Source organism: Mycolicibacterium arseniciresistens, from assembly GCF_030519285.1.
GTDB classification, from domain to species: domain Bacteria; phylum Actinomycetota; class Actinomycetes; order Mycobacteriales; family Mycobacteriaceae; genus Mycobacterium; species Mycobacterium arseniciresistens.
In genome coordinates this window covers 1-16191 of record NZ_JAUMSQ010000196.1, presented here as the reverse complement: position 1 = coordinate 16191, position 16191 = coordinate 1, and the positions used below count along the sequence as shown (strand labels likewise).

16 protein-coding genes are annotated in these 16191 nt (G+C 69.2%); 8 read left to right on the top strand and 8 right to left on the bottom strand.

The window, feature by feature from the left end; translation table 11 throughout:
- Positions 1-437: 437 nt before the first annotated feature.
- A complete protein-coding gene (locus Q2100_RS21465; RefSeq protein WP_302915687.1) occupies positions 438-1379 on the bottom strand; it encodes an AraC family transcriptional regulator in 942 nt (313 codons plus the stop codon).
- Positions 1380-1461: 82 nt separating this feature from the next.
- Between Q2100_RS21465 and Q2100_RS21460 the strand changes: the two genes are divergently transcribed.
- Positions 1462-2310: an NAD(P)H-binding protein gene (locus Q2100_RS21460; RefSeq protein WP_302915686.1), complete on the top strand. Its 849-nt coding sequence runs from the start codon at positions 1462-1464 to the stop codon at positions 2308-2310.
- Entirely contained in the window at positions 2307-2729 is a 423-nt protein-coding gene (locus Q2100_RS21455; RefSeq protein ID WP_302915685.1) for a pyridoxamine 5'-phosphate oxidase family protein, read from the top strand. The genes Q2100_RS21460 and Q2100_RS21455 overlap by 4 nt, the downstream gene beginning before the upstream one ends.
- Here Q2100_RS21455 and Q2100_RS21450 read toward each other — a convergent pair.
- The 3 genes from Q2100_RS21450 to Q2100_RS21440 are packed head-to-tail and all read right to left on the bottom strand — an operon-like array spanning position 2692 to position 5684.
- Positions 2692-4389 (bottom strand): alkaline phosphatase D family protein, encoded by a 1698-nt coding sequence (locus tag Q2100_RS21450; RefSeq protein WP_302915684.1) that lies wholly within the window; start codon positions 4387-4389, stop codon positions 2692-2694. The two genes, Q2100_RS21455 and Q2100_RS21450, sit on opposite strands and share 38 nt — an antisense overlap.
- A gap of 30 nt (positions 4390-4419) precedes the next feature.
- Complete coding sequence (locus Q2100_RS21445) at positions 4420-5256, bottom strand: NAD(P)H-binding protein (RefSeq protein ID WP_302915683.1); 837 nt, start codon at positions 5254-5256, stop codon at positions 4420-4422.
- Complete coding sequence (locus tag Q2100_RS21440; protein ID WP_302915682.1) at positions 5253-5684, bottom strand: nuclear transport factor 2 family protein; 432 nt, start codon at positions 5682-5684, stop codon at positions 5253-5255. Before Q2100_RS21440 ends, Q2100_RS21445 begins: the two co-directional genes overlap by 4 nt.
- A 79-nt stretch (positions 5685-5763) precedes the next feature.
- On the opposite strand from Q2100_RS21440, the gene Q2100_RS21435 reads away from it, so the two are divergent.
- Together Q2100_RS21435 and Q2100_RS21430 are read left to right on the top strand one after the other, a co-directional pair.
- Positions 5764-6357: a TetR/AcrR family transcriptional regulator gene (locus Q2100_RS21435; protein WP_302915681.1), complete on the top strand. Its 594-nt coding sequence runs from the start codon at positions 5764-5766 to the stop codon at positions 6355-6357.
- Between the two features lie 110 nt (positions 6358-6467).
- Positions 6468-8960 (top strand): glycogen/starch/alpha-glucan phosphorylase, encoded by a 2493-nt coding sequence (locus tag Q2100_RS21430; RefSeq protein WP_302915680.1) that lies wholly within the window; start codon positions 6468-6470, stop codon positions 8958-8960.
- Between the two features lie 4 nt (positions 8961-8964).
- Here the strand turns inward: Q2100_RS21430 and Q2100_RS21425 are convergent, their stop codons facing one another.
- The 3 genes from Q2100_RS21425 to Q2100_RS21415 are packed head-to-tail and all read right to left on the bottom strand — an operon-like array spanning position 8965 to position 10861.
- Positions 8965-9234 (bottom strand): ribosomal L7/L12 family protein, encoded by a 270-nt coding sequence (locus Q2100_RS21425; protein WP_302915679.1) that lies wholly within the window; start codon positions 9232-9234, stop codon positions 8965-8967.
- 14 nt (positions 9235-9248) lie between these two features.
- Complete coding sequence (locus tag Q2100_RS21420) at positions 9249-10184, bottom strand: ATP-grasp fold amidoligase family protein (RefSeq protein WP_302915678.1); 936 nt, start codon at positions 10182-10184, stop codon at positions 9249-9251.
- On the bottom strand, positions 10181-10861 hold the full coding sequence (locus Q2100_RS21415) for a DUF3159 domain-containing protein (RefSeq protein ID WP_302915677.1): 681 nt from the start codon (positions 10859-10861) through the stop codon (positions 10181-10183). The genes Q2100_RS21420 and Q2100_RS21415 overlap by 4 nt, the downstream gene beginning before the upstream one ends.
- Positions 10862-10928: 67 nt before the next feature.
- Between Q2100_RS21415 and Q2100_RS21410 the strand changes: the two genes are divergently transcribed.
- A complete protein-coding gene (locus tag Q2100_RS21410) occupies positions 10929-11660 on the top strand; it encodes a helix-turn-helix domain-containing protein (RefSeq protein ID WP_302915676.1) in 732 nt (243 codons plus the stop codon).
- On the opposite strand, the gene Q2100_RS21405 is transcribed toward Q2100_RS21410, so the two are convergent.
- Entirely contained in the window at positions 11649-13841 is a 2193-nt protein-coding gene (locus tag Q2100_RS21405; protein WP_328518131.1) for a S9 family peptidase, read from the bottom strand. The two genes, Q2100_RS21410 and Q2100_RS21405, sit on opposite strands and share 12 nt — an antisense overlap.
- A 188-nt stretch (positions 13842-14029) precedes the next feature.
- Between Q2100_RS21405 and Q2100_RS21400 the strand changes: the two genes are divergently transcribed.
- The 3 genes from Q2100_RS21400 to Q2100_RS21390 are packed head-to-tail and all read left to right on the top strand — an operon-like array spanning position 14030 to position 16178.
- Complete coding sequence (locus tag Q2100_RS21400) at positions 14030-14656, top strand: TetR/AcrR family transcriptional regulator (protein WP_302915674.1); 627 nt, start codon at positions 14030-14032, stop codon at positions 14654-14656.
- The gene (locus tag Q2100_RS21395; protein ID WP_302915673.1) at positions 14653-15981 is read left to right on the top strand and encodes a glycosyltransferase; all 1329 of its coding nucleotides are present in this window, start codon (positions 14653-14655) and stop codon (positions 15979-15981) included. Before Q2100_RS21400 ends, Q2100_RS21395 begins: the two co-directional genes overlap by 4 nt.
- On the top strand, positions 15912-16178 hold the full coding sequence (locus tag Q2100_RS21390; RefSeq protein WP_264012553.1) for a F0F1 ATP synthase subunit C: 267 nt from the start codon (positions 15912-15914) through the stop codon (positions 16176-16178). The genes Q2100_RS21395 and Q2100_RS21390 overlap by 70 nt, the downstream gene beginning before the upstream one ends.
- Positions 16179-16191: the final 13 nt, after the last annotated feature.

Here is a 16191-nt window from a genome sequence, read left to right as displayed (position 1 = left end):
GGCCCCTGCGGCTTGAACCGCGGCAGCACTGCACACCGGCGCCGCACCCGCAGCCGCCGGTGCGGCGGGAGCCGCCGGTGCGCCGGAGGCCTGGTCCACACACTGGTATCCGCCCGTCTTCAACGGGGCGGCTGCCGCGTGTGGGGCCAACGCCATGCCGGCCACGCATAGGCCCGCACCGGCAACTACTCTCACAGCAATCCGACCAAAGGTGCTCATCGCCGGCGACTCCTTCAACTCTGCTCAAAATGACTGCGACGAAAATTTCCTGTGGCGCAACCGTAGAGCACACCGTAATGCCCGTCTACACAACGCCAGAAGTGGTTGCGAGGTTGACGCCCAAGCGAGCTTGGCTTGTGACGGAGCCGTATCCGTGTCGTGACTCGGGCCCGCAGCCTGCCGATGTCAGCACCGATGCAGCTAACACAGGTGCCCGCTCAGCCGGTCGGCAGCGCCTCGGCCGAGGCCCGCCGGAACTCGCTCGGGTTGACGCCGCGGACCCGTTTGAACGCTGCGCTGAACCCGAACGGATCGGAGTACCCGACGGTGCCGGCGATGTCGGAGACGGTCGCGCCCTTCCGCTCGATCAGCAGGTCGGCCGCGAGCGTCATGCGCCAGCGGGTGAGGTAGGTCAACGGGGGTTCGCCGACCAGGTCGGTGAAGCGCTTGGCCAGCGTCGAGCGTGACACCCCGACACGGTCGGCCAGCGTGGCGACCGTCCACGGCGCGGCCGGGTCGGCGTGCAGCAGGCGCAGCGCGTCGCCGGCCACCGGATCACGCTGGGCCGCCCACCACGCCGGTGGCTCGCCGCCGGGCCGGTCGAACCACTCGCGCAGCGTGCACACCAGCATCCAGTCCAGCAGGCGGTCCAGCACCACCTGCTGGCCGGGGGCGTCGACGGCGACCTCCGCGGCGAGGTGATCGAGCACCGGGTCTCCCGTGCCGCCGGCTTCCACCCGCAGCACGACGGGCAGCGCATCGAGAAGCCGCCGGCTGATCTCTCCGCGCACCGGATAGGCGCCGACGATCAGGGTCGTGCCGCCGTCGTCGCGGTTGTCGGTCCAGCCGAGGCGGTGCCGGGTACCGCCCTGTTCGGGCGTCGCACAGTGCTCGCCGCACGCGATCGGCTCCGCCACGGTGTCCAGTTCGTCGACGAACGTGAAAGTTCCGGGACCCCGCACGACGACCGTCTCGTAGGCGTGGAGCGGCTCGGGCCGGCCGTCCTCGGGCACGATCCAACCCTGACCACCCAGGACGGTGCACAGGGTGAGCGGCGCGCCGTCCACGAAGTGCAGCGCCCATGGCGGCGACAGCGTGCTGCTGCCGAACAGAGAGCCGTTGGCCCGTACTCCACGGAAGAGGTCACCGAACGCGTCCATGCTCGCGAAGTTAGACGATTGGACATGTATCTCGGCTTCGTACCCATGGAAGTGTCCGGCTCAGGGCCGTTCAATAGGTCACATGAGCAGCAAGACCAACCTCGTCCTCGGTGGAACCGGCAAGACCGGCCGGCGCATCGTCGCCCGGCTGCGGTTGCGCGGCGCACCCGTGCGTGCCGCGGCGAGGTCCACCGAGATCCCGTTCGACTGGTCCGACCCCGGCACCTGGGATGCGGTCCTGCGGGGAGTCAGCGCCGCCTACATCGTCGCGCCGCCACTGCCGGACGGCACTCCCGGACCCGCGCACGACTTCGTGGCCCGTGCCGAGGCCGCAGGTGTGCAGCGCCTCGTCCTGCTGTCCGGGCGTGGCGCCGACAGCTGGGGCGACTCCGCGTTCGGCCTGGACATGCGCGACGCGGAGGACGCCGTGCGTGGCTCGGCCCTCGCGTGGACCGTGCTGCGACCCAACAACTTCGCCCAGAATTTCGACGAGGAGCTCTGGCATGCGCCGCTGTTGGCCGGCACTCTGGCGCTGCCGGCGGGCGAGGTGCCCGAGCCGTTCATCGACCTCGAGGACGTCGCCGACGTCGCCACCACGGTGTTGACCGAGCCGGGGCGGCACGACGGACGGATCTACGAGCTCACGGGTCCGCGGTCGATCACCTTCGATGAAGCCGTGCAGATGATCTCCCGGGCGGCGGGGCTGCCGATCTCCTACAAGCAGATCTCCGCCGACGAGTACGCGGCGGGTCTGGTCGCGGAGGGCGTGAGCGAGGACGACGCCCACCACGTCGCCGAGATGTTCGTGTTGATGCAGCGCGGCCTCCTCGCCGACACGACCGACGGCGTCGCCACCGTGCTGGGCCGCCCGCCCCGCACCTTCGAGGACTATGTGCTGCGGACGGCCGTGGCGGGGGCGTGGCGGCGATGAGCGCCGACGAATTGACCACCGAGGATCGCGAGTTCCTCCGGCGCCCGCTCTACGGCTTCCTGTCGGTGGCCGCGGGGCCGCGCCCACCCCAGCCGCGCCCGGTGTGGTTCGACGTCGCCGACGACGGCACCGTGCAGCTGTTCACCGGACCGGACACCGCGAAGATGCGCCGCCTGCAGGAGGATTCGCGCGCGTCGCTCGTCGTCGCCGCACCGGTGGGTGAGCGCGAACGCTGGGTGTCGGTCGCCGGACCGGTCACGGTCGAGTCCGACGGAGCGCACGACCTCGCCGCCCGACTCGCCGCGCGCTATTGGGATCTCGAGGACGCCGGCCGGGCGGCCGACCTCGCCGAGATCCTCGCGCAGGACCAGGTGCGCCTCGTCATCCGCCCGCAGAAGGTGAGTCGCTACTCGATGTGACCGCCACCGACGACGGCGCCGGGCGGGTGAGGGGCACCCGGCCGGCCTCGTCCAGGGTTGCGGGCCCGCTCGGTTGTTCGAAGAACACCTCGGCACGCCGGCCATCCGCCTCCATGGTGGCGATGGTGTTGCCGAACAGCGGGCCGCAGGTGTTCGTCCAGCTCACGGGGAGGTCGGGCAGATCGCGGTGCCGGGCCCATCGCCGGGTGAGCCGGGCCACCGGCCGCGACCACCCCAGGCGGAACGCCGGCTTCACCGCCGCGGGCACGTAGTTGTGCACCGGTGAGCAGACCAGTTGATGCACAGTGGCACCTCGCCCCGCCTGCAGGCCGGCCAGTTGTGCGCGCGCGGCGTAGCTGTGGTGGACATCGCCGGAGAGCACACTGACCGTCGCCGGCCCGGCGGGATCGCCGGCCACCCGGGTGATCAGCCCGGTCAGGCGCAGGAACGACTTCAGGAACGCCGCCCAGTGCTCGAGATCACCGGCACGCCTGATCTTCTCGGCGAGTCGGCCGCGTCTGCCAGGGCGGTTGGCGGCCTGCTCATTCACCATCTGCAGATCGCTGATGACCGGCGGCAGCAGCCACGGCAGCGACGAGGCGATCATCAGGTGGTCGACGTCGTCGAGGCGGTCGGTGGCTTCGCCCTCGAGCCAGGCGAATTCCCGTTCGCCGATCATCATGCGGTTACCCGACTCGAGGATCCGTCCGTTACGCGAGTCGACCATGATCAATCGGGTGCGGCCGAGATCCCATCGGTAACTGAAACGGACGCCTTTGCTGTCGTCGACCTCCTCGTCGGCACGGTCGGCGAGATCGGTCAGGAGCGGCCAGGTGTCGCCCTCCGCCGCGACCAGCCGCTGATAGTCCACATTGTCAGCGAGGTCTGCGGGGCTGAGGTTGCCCAGGTGCTGGTACACCCAGTACGAGGCCAGCCCGGCGCGTATCCGGTCGCGCCACCAGGGCATCTTCTTGACATCAGTCCGCCATGCCTCGGATGTGTTCCAGTCGTCGCGGATGTCGTGATCGTCGAAGATCATCGCGGTGGGTACGGTCGACATGAGCCACCGGATCTCGGGGTCACCCCACGAATGGCGATACAGCCGTTCGTATTCGGCGAAGCTGACGACTTCGTCCGGAGGCCGCCCGCCGTTCGATTTGCGCCGAGTTCGCTTGCCCGCCAGCTGTTCTCGCGATTCCGGTGTGAGTTCGTCGGCGTAGAGCTGGTCGCCCAGCAGGATGAGGGCATCCGGCCACGCCTCGATCGGTTGTCCGGCCATGCGGGTCGCATACGAATCGAGGGCGTCGCGACCCAGCTTGGAGTCGACCTTGTCGTCCTCGGTCTTCGGGTACCGGCACGATCCGAAGATCGCGCGCACCCGCGGCGCGGATTCCGGGCCGCGCGTCCGGATGACGCTCGGCGGATACGGCGCGTCGTCGACCGGCCACACCTGCCGGCCGTCCACGTGGACCCGGTACTCGGTGACCGAGTCGGGGGTCAGTCCGGTCACCTGGACGAGGGCGTAGTGGTAGCCCTGCACGTTGAACGTCGGCGCCGAGCAGCCGAGGACGGTGACGGTGGCCGCCTGCTCGGTCTGCACCCACACCGATGCGGTCGTCTCACCGACATGGCGGAGCGCGGGACCGAGCACGAGAGGCACTCCTTCACCCTACGGACCGGCGGACCTCCGTCACATCGCTTGCGCACATCGGAAGCTGCGGGCGCAGAACTCCTCGAAGGTGCGCGCGGGGCGGCCGGTGACGTCCTCGACGGTGCGGGTGACGCGGTCTTCGGCGCCACCGGCGATGTCGACGTCGAGCGCGGAGAGTATCCGGGCGAATTCCAGCGGAATCCCGCCGGCGGCGACGTGTCCGGCGTGCTCCTCCGCCGACACCGATCGGTGCCGCACCGGGCGGCCGAGGTGTCGGGCGACGATCATCGCGGCCTCGTCGTAGCCCAGCGCCCGCGGACCGGTGAGGATGTGTTCGGTGTTGTGCGCGACCGGGTCGGTGAGTGCGTGGGCGGCGACGGCTGCGATGTCGTCGGCATCGATGAACGCCACCCGGCCGTCGCCGGTGGCTGTGACGATCTCGCCGTCGCGCACTCCCTGCGCGACGAGGTGATCACCGGTGAAGTTCTGCATGAACCACGACGGGCGCAGGACGGCCCACTCGGGCATCGTCGACCGGACGAGTCGGTGCACCTCTCCCAGGCCGGGCGCTCCTTCGGGCAGCGCGGACGAACTGAGTTGCACGACGCGGCGCACGCCGCACCTGCGCGCCTCCTCCAGGAACGGCTCGACCAGGGGCGCCGGATCGGCTTCGCCCGGCGGCGCGACCAGGTACACGGAGCCGGCGCCGTCGAGCGCCGACGTGTGAGTGGTGCGGTCGACCCACTCGAACCGCACCTGACCCGGCGCCGTCGGCGTCCGCGTCGCCGACCGGACGGGGACGCCGCGCGCTGTCAGGACGGCCGCCACCCGGCGACCGGTCGTCCCGCTCGCACCCAGTACCAGCACGTCGTTCATCGCCGAACGCCGCCGAACGACTCCAACTGTTCCGCGCCGCCCATCGCCTCGGCGGCGGCCAGGGGGCTCCAGTAGTCGCGGTAGCTCTGGATCCGGCCGTCGCGCGCGGTGATCACGGCGATGTACCGCATCCGGTACGGCGCCCCGGACGCGACGACGGTGCCCGCCGCCTCGAACTCCACGATCACCACCCCCGGATCGACGGTCTCGTGGACGACCTTGTGCGGGAATTCCTCGATTCGGAGCAGATCCGGATATCCGCGCATGTACTCCGCGACGGCTTCTCGGCCGACCACGCGCTCGGGATAGCCCGGCGCGGCGAAGGGGAACTCGATCACGCCGTCGTCGGCCCACAGGTCGGCGAAGCCGGCCATGTCCTGCCTCACCAGCAGCTCGAGTGCGCAGTCGACGAGTTCGACGGGTTGCATGTCAGACCTCCTCGGTATGGACGATACGGTACCGTCCCGACGCTGACCGTACTCGGGACGGGACGGTATCGTCCAGTCCATGCCACGCCGCCCGCCCACCGGAGCCGCAGTCCTGCAGCCGACGGTCACCGCGTCGATCACCGAGGCCGTCCTGGACGAGCTGGCCGACCTCGGGTACGCCCGGTTGTCGATGGAGGCGGTCGCGAAACGGGCCGGTGTCGGGAAGAGCGCGCTGTACCGGCGGTGGTCGTCCAAGCAGGAGATGGCGCTGGCGGTGCTGGCCGAGTTCAGCATCGACCAGGCCGCGGCGCCGGACACCGGTTCGCTGCGCGGGGATCTCAGGGAATCCCTCGACGCGGTGGCCCGCTGGCTGTCACACCCCCGCTTCTCCCGGATCCTTCCCGACCTGGTCGCCGAGATGGCCCGCAATCCGGAACTGAGCGACCTGGTGGAGGGCATGATCGGCCGGCCTCGCCGGGACCGCGGCGCAGTCATGCTGCAGCGGGCGATGCGCCGCGGCGAGTTGGCGCCCGACACCGACCTGGACATCGCCCTCGATCTGATCGGCGCCCCGGTCTACTGGCGGTTGACCGTCCGCGACGCCGACGCCGAGCCCGGTTACCTCGACAAGCTCGTCGACATGCTCGTGCGCGCCCTCGCCGGTCCGTCCTGACCCCGCGCGCCGACGCCATCGGGCGTTAACGTCCACGGCGTCGGTCGTCCACGCGCGACTGCCACAATGCGGCAACCCGCCAGCTACGACGAAGCCTGCACAGGAGCGCGATGACCGACCTCGTTCACACCCCGCAGCCGACTCCCGCGCGCAGCGTGCGCACCGGGATGGACGTGGATGCGCTCAAACAGTCCGTGCAGGACCACCTGCGGTACTCGATCGGCCGGCCGGCCGCCGCGCTGAAGCCGGAGCACTACTACCGGGCCCTGGCCCTGGCGGTGCGCGACCGCATGCAGGACAACCGCGTGGCCTCCACCCAGACGTCGATGGATCTCGGCAGGAAGGTGACGTGCTACCTGTCGGCCGAGTTCCTGATGGGCCCCCAGCTCGGCAGCAACCTGCTCAACCTCGGGATCGAGGCGGCGGCCCGCGAGGCGCTGGGCATCCTGGGGCAGGACATCGACGAGGTGCTGGCATGCGAGGAGGAGCCCGGCCTCGGCAACGGCGGCCTCGGTCGGCTCGCCGCGTGCTACCTCGATTCGCTGGCCACCCTGGAGCGCCCGGCGATCGGCTACGGCATCCGCTACGAGTTCGGCATCTTCGACCAGGAGATCCACGACGGCTGGCAGGTCGAGAAGACCGACAACTGGCTCGTCAACGGAAACCCATGGGAAATCGCCAAACCCGACGTGAACTACCGGGTGAACTGGGGCGGGCACACCGAGCACTACACCGACGACGCAGGCCGCCACCGGGTGCGCTGGCTGCCCGACCGCGTGATCAAGGGCGTCGCCTACGACACACCCGTCCAGGGCCACGCGGTGAACACCTGCAACGTGCTCACGCTGTGGAGCGCGCGTGCCGTCGAGTCGTTCGCGCTGGAGGCGTTCAACACCGGCGACTACTACCGGGCGGTCGAGGAAGAGGTGACCTCCGAGACCGTCACCAAGATCCTCTACCCCAACGACGAGCCGGACATCGGCAAGCGGCTTCGACTGCTGCAGCAGTACTTCTTCGTGTCGTGCTCACTGCAGCACATCGTGCACATCGTCGAGGATCTCAGTGACCGCTCCGTGCACGACCTCCCGCAGCAGTTCGCCGTGCAGCTCAACGACACCCATCCGTCCATCGGCGTCGCCGAGCTCATGCGCATCCTGGTCGACGAACGACATCTCGACTGGGACGAGGCGTGGGCGATCACCGTGGCCACCTTCGGCTACACGAACCACACGCTGCTGCCCGAGGCCCTCGAGACCTGGCCGCTGGCGCTGTTCGGCGAATCACTGCCGCGGCACCTGGAGATCATCTACGAGATCAACCACCGCTTCCTCGACGAAGTGCGTCTGCGCTTCCCCGGCGACGGTGACCGCGTCCGCCGGATGTCGCTGATCGACGAGGACGGCGGCAAGCGTGTCCGGATGGCTCACCTCGCCACCGTCGGCAGCCACGCCGTCAACGGTGTTGCTGCGCTGCACTCCGATCTGCTCAAGGCCAGTGTGCTCAAGGACTTCTACGAGCTCTGGCCGGAGCGGTTCACCAATGTCACCAACGGTGTCACGCCGAGGCGGTTCCTGGCGCTCGCCAACCCGGGACTGCGCCGGCTGCTCGACGACACGATCGGCGCCGGCTGGATGTCGGACCTGAGCGGGCTGACCGAGGTGGAGCGCCACGTCGACGATCCGGAGTTCCAGCAGCGGTGGCGGGACATCAAGCGTGCGAACAAGTCCCGGCTCGCCGACTACATCAGGTCGACCTCCGGTGTGGACCTCGACCCGAGCTGGTTGTTCGACATCCAGGTCAAACGGATCCACGAGTACAAGCGCCAGCACCTCAACGTGCTGCACATCGTCGCGCTGTACCACCGGCTCAAGCAGAATCCCGGCCTCGACATCGCACCGCGCGCCTTCATCTTCGGCGGCAAGGCCGCGCCCGGATACTTCATCGCGAAGCGGATCGTCAAGCTCATCAACGCCGTCGGCGAGACCGTGAACAACGACCCCGACGTCAACGACCACATCAAGGTGGCGTTCGTGCCGAACTTCAACGTGCAGAACGCCCATCTGATCTATCCGGCGGCCGACCTGTCGGAGCAGATCTCCACGGCGGGCAAGGAAGCGTCGGGCACCGGGAACATGAAGTTCATGATCAACGGTGCGTTGACCATCGGCACACTCGACGGCGCCAACGTCGAGATCCGCGAGGAGGCAGGGCAGGAGAACTTCTTCCTGTTCGGCTTGACGGTCGAGGAGGTGGAACGCGTCAAGGCGCAGGGTTACCGGCCGGCGGACCACATCGAGGCCGACGGGGAGCTCCGGGCGGTCCTCTCCCTGATCTCGAGTGGACACTTCTCGCACGGAGACACCGACGTGTTCCGGCCGTTGGTGGACTCGCTGACCTACAGCGACCCGTTCCTCGTGCTGGCGGACTACGCGGCGTACGCGCAGTGCCAGCAGCGGGTGAGCGAGGCGTGGCAGGACACCGACGCATGGACCCGGATGTCGATCCTGAACTCCGCCCGCAGTGGCAAGTTCTCGTCGGACCGGGCCATCGCCCAGTACTGCGACGACATCTGGAACGTGGCGCCGGTGACCGTCCGGGTCTGACGCGCTACAGCCGGTCGACGATGTCCTTGGCGTCCTTGAGTCCCATCCCGGTCTCGTCGACGAGGGCTTTGATCGCTTCGAGCTTCTTGCCGTCCATCACGAGCTGGCGCACCTTCGGGCTGACCTGCGCCTCCGACGGCGCCCCTTCGTACGCGACGGGGATCGGAATGCCGTAGCCGCGCACCGCCCGCTCCAGCAACGCGACGCGATGTTCCAGTTGTGCCACGCGGTCCCGCAGTTCGTCGCCGCCGTCAGATGAGGAGAACATGCCCATGGCGACAGTCTGTCCTACCGGTAGCGCCTTGGGACAGTCCAGGGACGGCCGAACTCCAGGTCGAACGATTCGGGGTCGAACGGGCTGTCACCTCCCGCGGGGAAGCTGGTGAGCTCACCGAAGACGATCCGCCCGTCGACGTCGTACACATCGACACGGACGAAGTCGGTACCGGCGCCCAGCCTTTCGGACAGATCGATCATCTCCGCCAGGCAGTCGGGCGCAACGGGCTCGGGATGTGCCCACGGCGGTCCGCCGCGCAACGGTAGGTGCTGCCAGTCAGGTCGGAAGAAGTCCATCGTCCGCGAGCCGAACCGTCCGCCGTCGACCTGGACGAAGGCGCAGCGGCCGTGGAAGACGAAGAACTTGTAGTCGTCCGGGATGGCGCCGTCGGCGCCTGCGAGCATCTCCTCGACGATGATCCGCGGGGTGATCCGCCCGTACACCCATTCGCGGTTCGGACCCTGACCGTAGAGCTGTGCCACCCAGCCCTTCGCGATCCGGATGATGTGTTCCCGAGCCGCGGCCTCGGGCCTGACGTGGCGGTACACCCAACTCCCCGGCTCGGTCGGCAGACGCGCCTCGACAGGAGCACTTCCGGAGACGACGACGGCGGCGCCGCTACCGTGCGTCGGCTTCACCACGTAAGCGTCGGGCAGATCGAGGTCCCGTAACGCGGCCGGGTCGTCGACGATCGCGTACACCCGCGGAAGGTACCGTTCCCCCACGATCGACCCGACGTGGCCGCGTACCGCCGCCTTGTCCGCGAAGGTGACCACGAGCGCGCGGTGGTCGCGCAGCATCTTGTAGCGCACCTTCTCCCGGAAGGTCCGCGGGTTGCGGGTGCGCCAAAGACGCACCACGCGAACAAGTCTGCTGCGTTCGCGCCACCGGACGCCCTGCCCGCCGCGGTGGAACCGACCCGACTGCGAGCCCGCCGCGGGAGTCATCCGTTCAGGCTACGGCCGCGCTTCCAGCCACGTGCGCGGCGCACCGCCCAGTAGGTCACGAGGAGTGCCACGGCGAGCAGTGGATAACCCATCGCGATCCGCGCGAAGGCCAGCCAGCCGGTGAAACCGGCGTCGTAGAGCCACTCCTGGACGGCGAACCTCGCGGCGAACACCGCCACGAACGCGAGCGTCGCCACATCGAACGCGTGGACGGCACGCTTGTCCGAACGCCATGAACGGTTCGGATCACGGCTGGTGAGCAGGTTCCAGATCACCCCGACCAACGGCCGGCGCACCAGCACGGAGACCGCGAACGCCACTGCGAGCACCAGACTCACCCAGATGCCCGGTAGGAAGTAGCCCTCGGCGGACCCGGTGTACAGGGCGATCAGCGCCGCGAGAACGACACCGAACAGTCCCGAGACCGCCGGCTGGACCGCCTCCTTGCGGATCGCCCTCAACACGATCAGGCCGACAGCCGCGCCCACCGCGGCCAGGGCCGCCGCGTTCAGGCCCGCGACCGCATTGACGATCACATAGACGAAGGTGGGGACACCGGCGTACACCAGCCCCGACACCCCGCCCATCCGGTCCAGCAGAGTGACGTCGGTGTGCTCCCCGGTTTCCGCTGCGTTCCGGGCTGCGTTCCCGGCTGCGGTGATGTGCTCGTGTGCCATGGCACCGAGTGGACACTCGGACGTTGCGGCATGGTCAAGTCGGCTCGTCGTGAACCAGAATGGGCCGGTGGCGTGGAGCACCCGGGAGATCGCCGAACTCGCAGGCACCAGCCTGCGGGCGGTACGGCACTACCACCAGGTCGGGTTGCTCGCCGAGCCCGAACGCCGCTCCAACGGCTACAAGCAGTACGGCGTCGCCCACCTCGTCCGGCTGGTGCGAATCAAGCGGCTCACCGACCTGGGGTTCTCGCTGCCCCAGATCGCCGCCATGGGTGACACCGATGACCATCCCGAAGAAGCCCTGCGGGATCTCGACGCCGAGCTCGCCGGCACGATCGAACGGCTGCAGCGGGCGCGCGACGAGCTCGGCCTCATCTTGGAGCGCTCCGCACCGACCGACCTGCCGCCGGAGTTCGTCCCGCCGGACGCGGTGGCCAAGCTGTCCGAAGCCGATCGCTCACTGGTCGTCGTCCTGACCCGGGTCCTCGGGCCGAAAGGCATGGAGGTCTACGCCGACCTTCTGCAGAATGCTCCCGACGAGCCATCGGTCTCCGCCTTCGACCACCTGCCCGTCGACGCCGATGAGTCGACGCGCCAGGACATGGCCGAACGCATCGTCCCCTACATCCGCGCGCTCTATGCGGCGCACCCCGGCCTGCGCGACGTCCGCACGGACGCACCCGGCGGGGCGCGCTTCGCCGACGAGACGATCGCCGAGGCGATGTCGGAGCTGTACAACTCCGCGCAGCTCGACGTGCTCGGCCGGGCGGGGCGAATCCTGCGGGCCTCAGCCCCCTAGGGCCGGCATCGGCAGGGGTGCGAGCCGGTAGCCGGGTGGCTCCGTGCCGTGCAGGTGCCGGACGAAGTAATCCCAGGTGCGGCGGAAGAAGTAGTGTTGGCGACCGACCAGGGCGTGTTCGGCGCCCGGAATGATGAGCAGGTCGAAGTCTTTGTCCGCCTTGATGAGCGCATCGACCAGGCGAAGCGTCTGGTAGTGGTGTGCGTTGTCGTCGAGCTCGCCGTGGATGAGCAGCAGCTTGCCGCGGAGATTCTCCGCCAGGGTCGTGTTGGAGATCGCCCGCTTGCCCTCGGGGCTCACGTCACCGTGGTAGTGCTCGGCCCACATGGCGAGGTTCACGCCGCTGTCATGATTGCCGGAGACCGCGACGGCGACCCCGTAGAACTCGGGGTACAGCAGCAGGGCCCGCGCGGCGGCGAAGGCGCCCGCTGATTGACCGGTGATGCCGACCCGGCTCGTGTCGAGCCATGGATACCGGTGCCCCAGTTGGCGGATGGCGGCGATGTGGTCGTCCAGAGCACCGGCGTTGCCGAGGTCGCCGTAGGAGTGGTCATGGAATGCCTTGCTGCGTCCGGCGCTGCCGCGTCCGTCGACCGCGACCACCGCGAAGCCGAGCGCGGCGTACGCTTCGGGCTCGCCGTAGTGCGGCTCGTTGAACGAGGGGCCCGCCCGGTAGACCTGCGGTCCGGGGTAGATGTGTTCGATCACCGGGTAGCGCCGCTGCGGGTCGAAATCGTGCGGGCGCCAAAGCAGTCCGTAGATCGGGGTCTTGCCGTCCGCGGCGGTCGCCCGGAACCGTTCCGGCGGCGCCCATCCGAGGGCTTCCAGGGCATCGGTGGTCGGGCTCTCGAGCTCGACCAGAACCTGCCCGTCGCGATCGAGCACCTCGGCGCGGGGCGGTCGGCTCGGCGAGGACGCCCGGTCGACGATGTACCCGCCGCCGGGCGGGCTGACGGCGTCATGGTCGAGGCCGTCGTCGGTGAGCCTGGTGAATCCGGTTCCGTCCAGGGCGATCCGGCAGATCTGGCGGACGTAGGGGTCGTCGTCGACGAGACCGCCTGCGACGAACCAGACCTGCCTGCGGTCCTCGTCGACCCACAGCACCTGACGGACGAGCCACTGCCCGGTGGTGACCTGGGTGATCTGCTCCCCGTCGGCCGAGTAGAGGTACAGGTGTCCCCACCCGTCGCGCTGTGACCACCACAGGATCTCGCCGGAGTCCAGGATGTGCACCATCGGCGGCTCACCCAGCTGCGGGGTCGGGTCGACGCGGGTCCTTCCGGTCTCTTCGATCAGCGTCGTGGATTCGCCCGTGGCCGGGTCGAGGCGGCGCAGTTCCAGGGTGCGGGCGTCGCGGGAGTGGTGCAGGTAGTGCACGGCATGACCGGCCTTGCCCGTCCACCAGGCGTAGACGATGGCGGTCGGGTGCATGATCGTGGTCGGCCCGTCCTGCTGCCGGACCACGGTGCGGTTGACGACGTCCAGCACGGTCCACGACAGTGTCGCCTGATCCGGCTCGCCGGGCATCGTGTACCGGGTGCGGTGCTCGACCGGCCGGCCGCCGTCGGATGGCGCCGATTCGATCAGGACCAGCTCGGGCAGGTCGCGTTGATCGATGCGGTGCACCAGGATCCGGGTGGAGTCCGGCGACCACGAGACGACGAACGGTGCGGGCAGACCGAGTATCCGCATCAGCGCCCGCGCCCCGGTCGCCTCGGGTAGTCCGCCGTAGTCGAACTGTGGCTCGGCATCGTCGGTGAGGGCGAACTCCTGCCCACCGTCACGCCTTCGGACCCAGATGTCGCCGTCGCGGCGGAACGCCGCCCATGACTTGTCCGGGGACTCCACCTCGCCGAACGCGGGTCGGTCGGCGTCGACCGGGAGGCAGGTGCCCGCGTCGTCCGACCATTCCCATCGCGACTCGAACGCGGTGAATTGCAGCGTGTCCCCGATCTCGACCGCAGTGATCGGCAGATCGTCTGCCGTCACCGCGTGTCCGGACGCCGTCGACAACGCGGAGGCCAGCCGGTCGTGGTCGAACGCGTCGCGCCGGGCGCCGTTGCCGGGATCCGCCATGACGAAGCGTGACCCCGCCTGGTACCAGAAGCGTCTGCCGTCGTCGATCCACTGTGGCCGCACGGAACTGCCGGGCAACCGGCGCATCCGGTAGGGGCCGAGCATCTGTTCGGCGCGTGCGTAGTCGGCGTGCGTCACGTGGTGTGGGGTCTGTGCCGCTGGGTCTGGTGTCACGACTCCGAGGAGACACCCGGACGTAGGGGCATGGTCAACCTCGTCCGGTACACCTGATCGCTTGATCTGATATCAGATCACCTCTACTAATTCCGATTCGCGCGATCTACGGTCGGTACATGTCAACCGCGGCGCGGCCGGAGTCCTTCACCAGAACAGCGCGCAGGGCACAGATCGTCGGATGCGCGATCGAGGTGATCGCCGAGGTCGGATATCCGCAGGCGTCGATCCGCAAGATCGCCGATCGGGTCGGGATCGCGATGAGCGCGGTCCTCTACCACTTCGGAAGCAAGGACAATCTCGTCGACGCCATCGTCGAGCACATGTACCGCTCGATGCTCGCGATCGTCGTTCCGGCGGTGGACGCGGAGTCCACCGCTGCGGGCAAGCTCGACGCTTACATCCGTTCCACCATCGGGTATTTCAGGACACACCGGGTGGCACTCGTGGCGCTGACCTCCACGGCGACGAGCTTCCAGCCCGGTGACGGGCGCCGCGTCGAGGAGCTGGGGCTCAGCGACGAGCTCGCCGAGCAGTTGGCCCGGCTGGACCCGCTGGCGATCCTGCAGGCGGGTCAGCGGGCCGGCGAGTTCGGCGAGTTCCCCGCCGAATCGATGGCGATCGCGCTGCGCGGCGCCGTCAACGCCGTCGTCGAGAAGATCCTGCGCGACCCCGGGTACGACGCGCGCGGGTACGGCGAAGACCTGGTCGAGATCTTCGGCCGCGCCGTCGGCGGTTCGCGGTGAGCACTGTCGCGATCGCCGCGGTCGGCAGCCGAGGCGACGTCGCGCCGCTCACCGGTGTGGGGGTGCGCCTGCGGGCGGCCGGGCACCGAGTCGTGGTGGCCGCGTACACACCGTTCGCGGCGCTGGTCACCAACTGCGGGCTGGAGTTCCGCGACCTGCCCGCCGACTTCACCCCCGGCGCCCACCACGCCGACGCCACCTCGAGAGAGACCTTCGCCGCGGTGTTCGGACGGCGCGGGGTGCGTAACACGGGCCGGCTCGTCCTCGACGCCCTCGGCGATGTGCCGGCCGACATCCTGCTGCTTCCGCCGCTGGCGGAGTTGGCGGGCCATCCCCTCGCCGAGGCGAAGGGAATCCCGGCACTGGGAGTGCGACTGCAGCCGGTGTCGGCCACCGCGGCGTACCCGCCGTCCGTACTCGGCGCCTGGTCGGCGGGAAGACGAGGCAACCGGTTCGCCGCCGATGCCGGCGCGTGGGTGGTCGACCGCCTCTACGGCGGAGTCGTCGCCGGGTTCCGCCGCGACCTCGGGCTGCCCGCCATCCCGGCGCGGAGACTTCGACGCCACCGCACCGATATGCGATGGCCTGTGCTGCACGGCTATTCGCCCACCGTTCTGCCACGGCCCGCCGACTGGCGACCCGGTCTGGAAACGGTGGGGTACTGGTGGCCGCCGCTCGATCCGGGCTGGCAGCCACCGCGGGCGCTCACCGACTTCCTCTCCGCGGGCCCGGCCCCGGTGTTCGTCGGCCTGGGCAGCACGGTGGTCACCGCGCCTCGCGCCCGAGAGCTGGCCGAGATCATCACGCGCGCGTTGCGACAGGCAGGTGTGCGCGGAGTCGTCCAGTCCGGCTGGGCGGGTCTGGCGGTGCACGGCGACGATGTGCTGACGATCGGTGAAGCGCCCCACGAATGGCTCTTTCCGCAGATGAGTGCGGTGGTCCAGCATTGCGGCGCAGGGACCACCGCGGCAGCGCTCCGAGCAGGCGTTCCCACGATCGCCGTGCCCGGCCCCGTCGGCGATCAGCCGTTCTGGGCACGTCGGCTGGCCGAACTCGGTGCCAGCGCCGCGACGATCCCGCAGCGCACACTCACCGCGGACAATCTCGCCGAGGCGATCCGGATGGCTGTGAACGACCACGAATTGCGTCGCACCACAGCGCGACTCGCTGATGGCATCGCCGGCGAGGACGGTGCGGCGCGTGTTGTCGCTGTCGTCGAATCCCTGCTCGACCCGTCCACTCACCAGGAGAACACATGGCCGCAGATCCGGAACTCGTCCGAGCGATCATCACCGCGGGAGCACTCGCCGGAGGCGGGATCATGATGGCCGGCGGAGCCATCGGGGCCGGCATCGGCGACGGCATGGCGGGTGCGCAACTCGTCGCGGGCGTCGCACGCCAACCCGAAGCGCAGTCACGAATGTTCACGCCGTTCCTGATCACCGTGGGTCTCGTGGAGGCCGCGTTCTTCATCAACGTCGCATTCATGGCGCTGTTCGTATTCGCCACTCCGGGACTGTAGGCCGCGCGGCGAC

Excerpts from the sequence above, each read along its gene's own strand:
- Q2100_RS21415 (WP_302915677.1), bottom strand. The coding sequence starts at position 10,861 with ATGGCACACGAGCACATCACCGCAGCCGGGAACGCAGCCCGGAACGCA.
- Q2100_RS21435 (WP_302915681.1), top strand. The coding sequence starts at position 5,764 with ATGCCACGCCGCCCGCCCACCGGAGCCGCAGTCCTGCAGCCGACGGTC.
- Q2100_RS21455 (WP_302915685.1), top strand. The coding sequence starts at position 2,307 with ATGAGCGCCGACGAATTGACCACCGAGGATCGCGAGTTCCTCCGGCGC.
- Q2100_RS21420 (WP_302915678.1), bottom strand. The coding sequence starts at position 10,184 with ATGACTCCCGCGGCGGGCTCGCAGTCGGGTCGGTTCCACCGCGGCGGG.
- Q2100_RS21440 (WP_302915682.1), bottom strand. The coding sequence starts at position 5,684 with ATGCAACCCGTCGAACTCGTCGACTGCGCACTCGAGCTGCTGGTGAGG.
- Q2100_RS21425 (WP_302915679.1), bottom strand. The coding sequence starts at position 9,234 with ATGGGCATGTTCTCCTCATCTGACGGCGGCGACGAACTGCGGGACCGC.
- Q2100_RS21460 (WP_302915686.1), top strand. The coding sequence starts at position 1,462 with ATGAGCAGCAAGACCAACCTCGTCCTCGGTGGAACCGGCAAGACCGGC.
- Q2100_RS21405 (WP_328518131.1), bottom strand. The coding sequence starts at position 13,841 with ATGCTCGGCCCCTACCGGATGCGCCGGTTGCCCGGCAGTTCCGTGCGG.
- Q2100_RS21465 (WP_302915687.1), bottom strand. The coding sequence starts at position 1,379 with ATGGACGCGTTCGGTGACCTCTTCCGTGGAGTACGGGCCAACGGCTCT.
- Q2100_RS21390 (WP_264012553.1), top strand. The coding sequence starts at position 15,912 with ATGGCCGCAGATCCGGAACTCGTCCGAGCGATCATCACCGCGGGAGCA.
- Q2100_RS21430 (WP_302915680.1), top strand. The coding sequence starts at position 6,468 with ATGACCGACCTCGTTCACACCCCGCAGCCGACTCCCGCGCGCAGCGTG.
- Q2100_RS21445 (WP_302915683.1), bottom strand. The coding sequence starts at position 5,256 with ATGAACGACGTGCTGGTACTGGGTGCGAGCGGGACGACCGGTCGCCGG.
- Q2100_RS21400 (WP_302915674.1), top strand. The coding sequence starts at position 14,030 with ATGTCAACCGCGGCGCGGCCGGAGTCCTTCACCAGAACAGCGCGCAGG.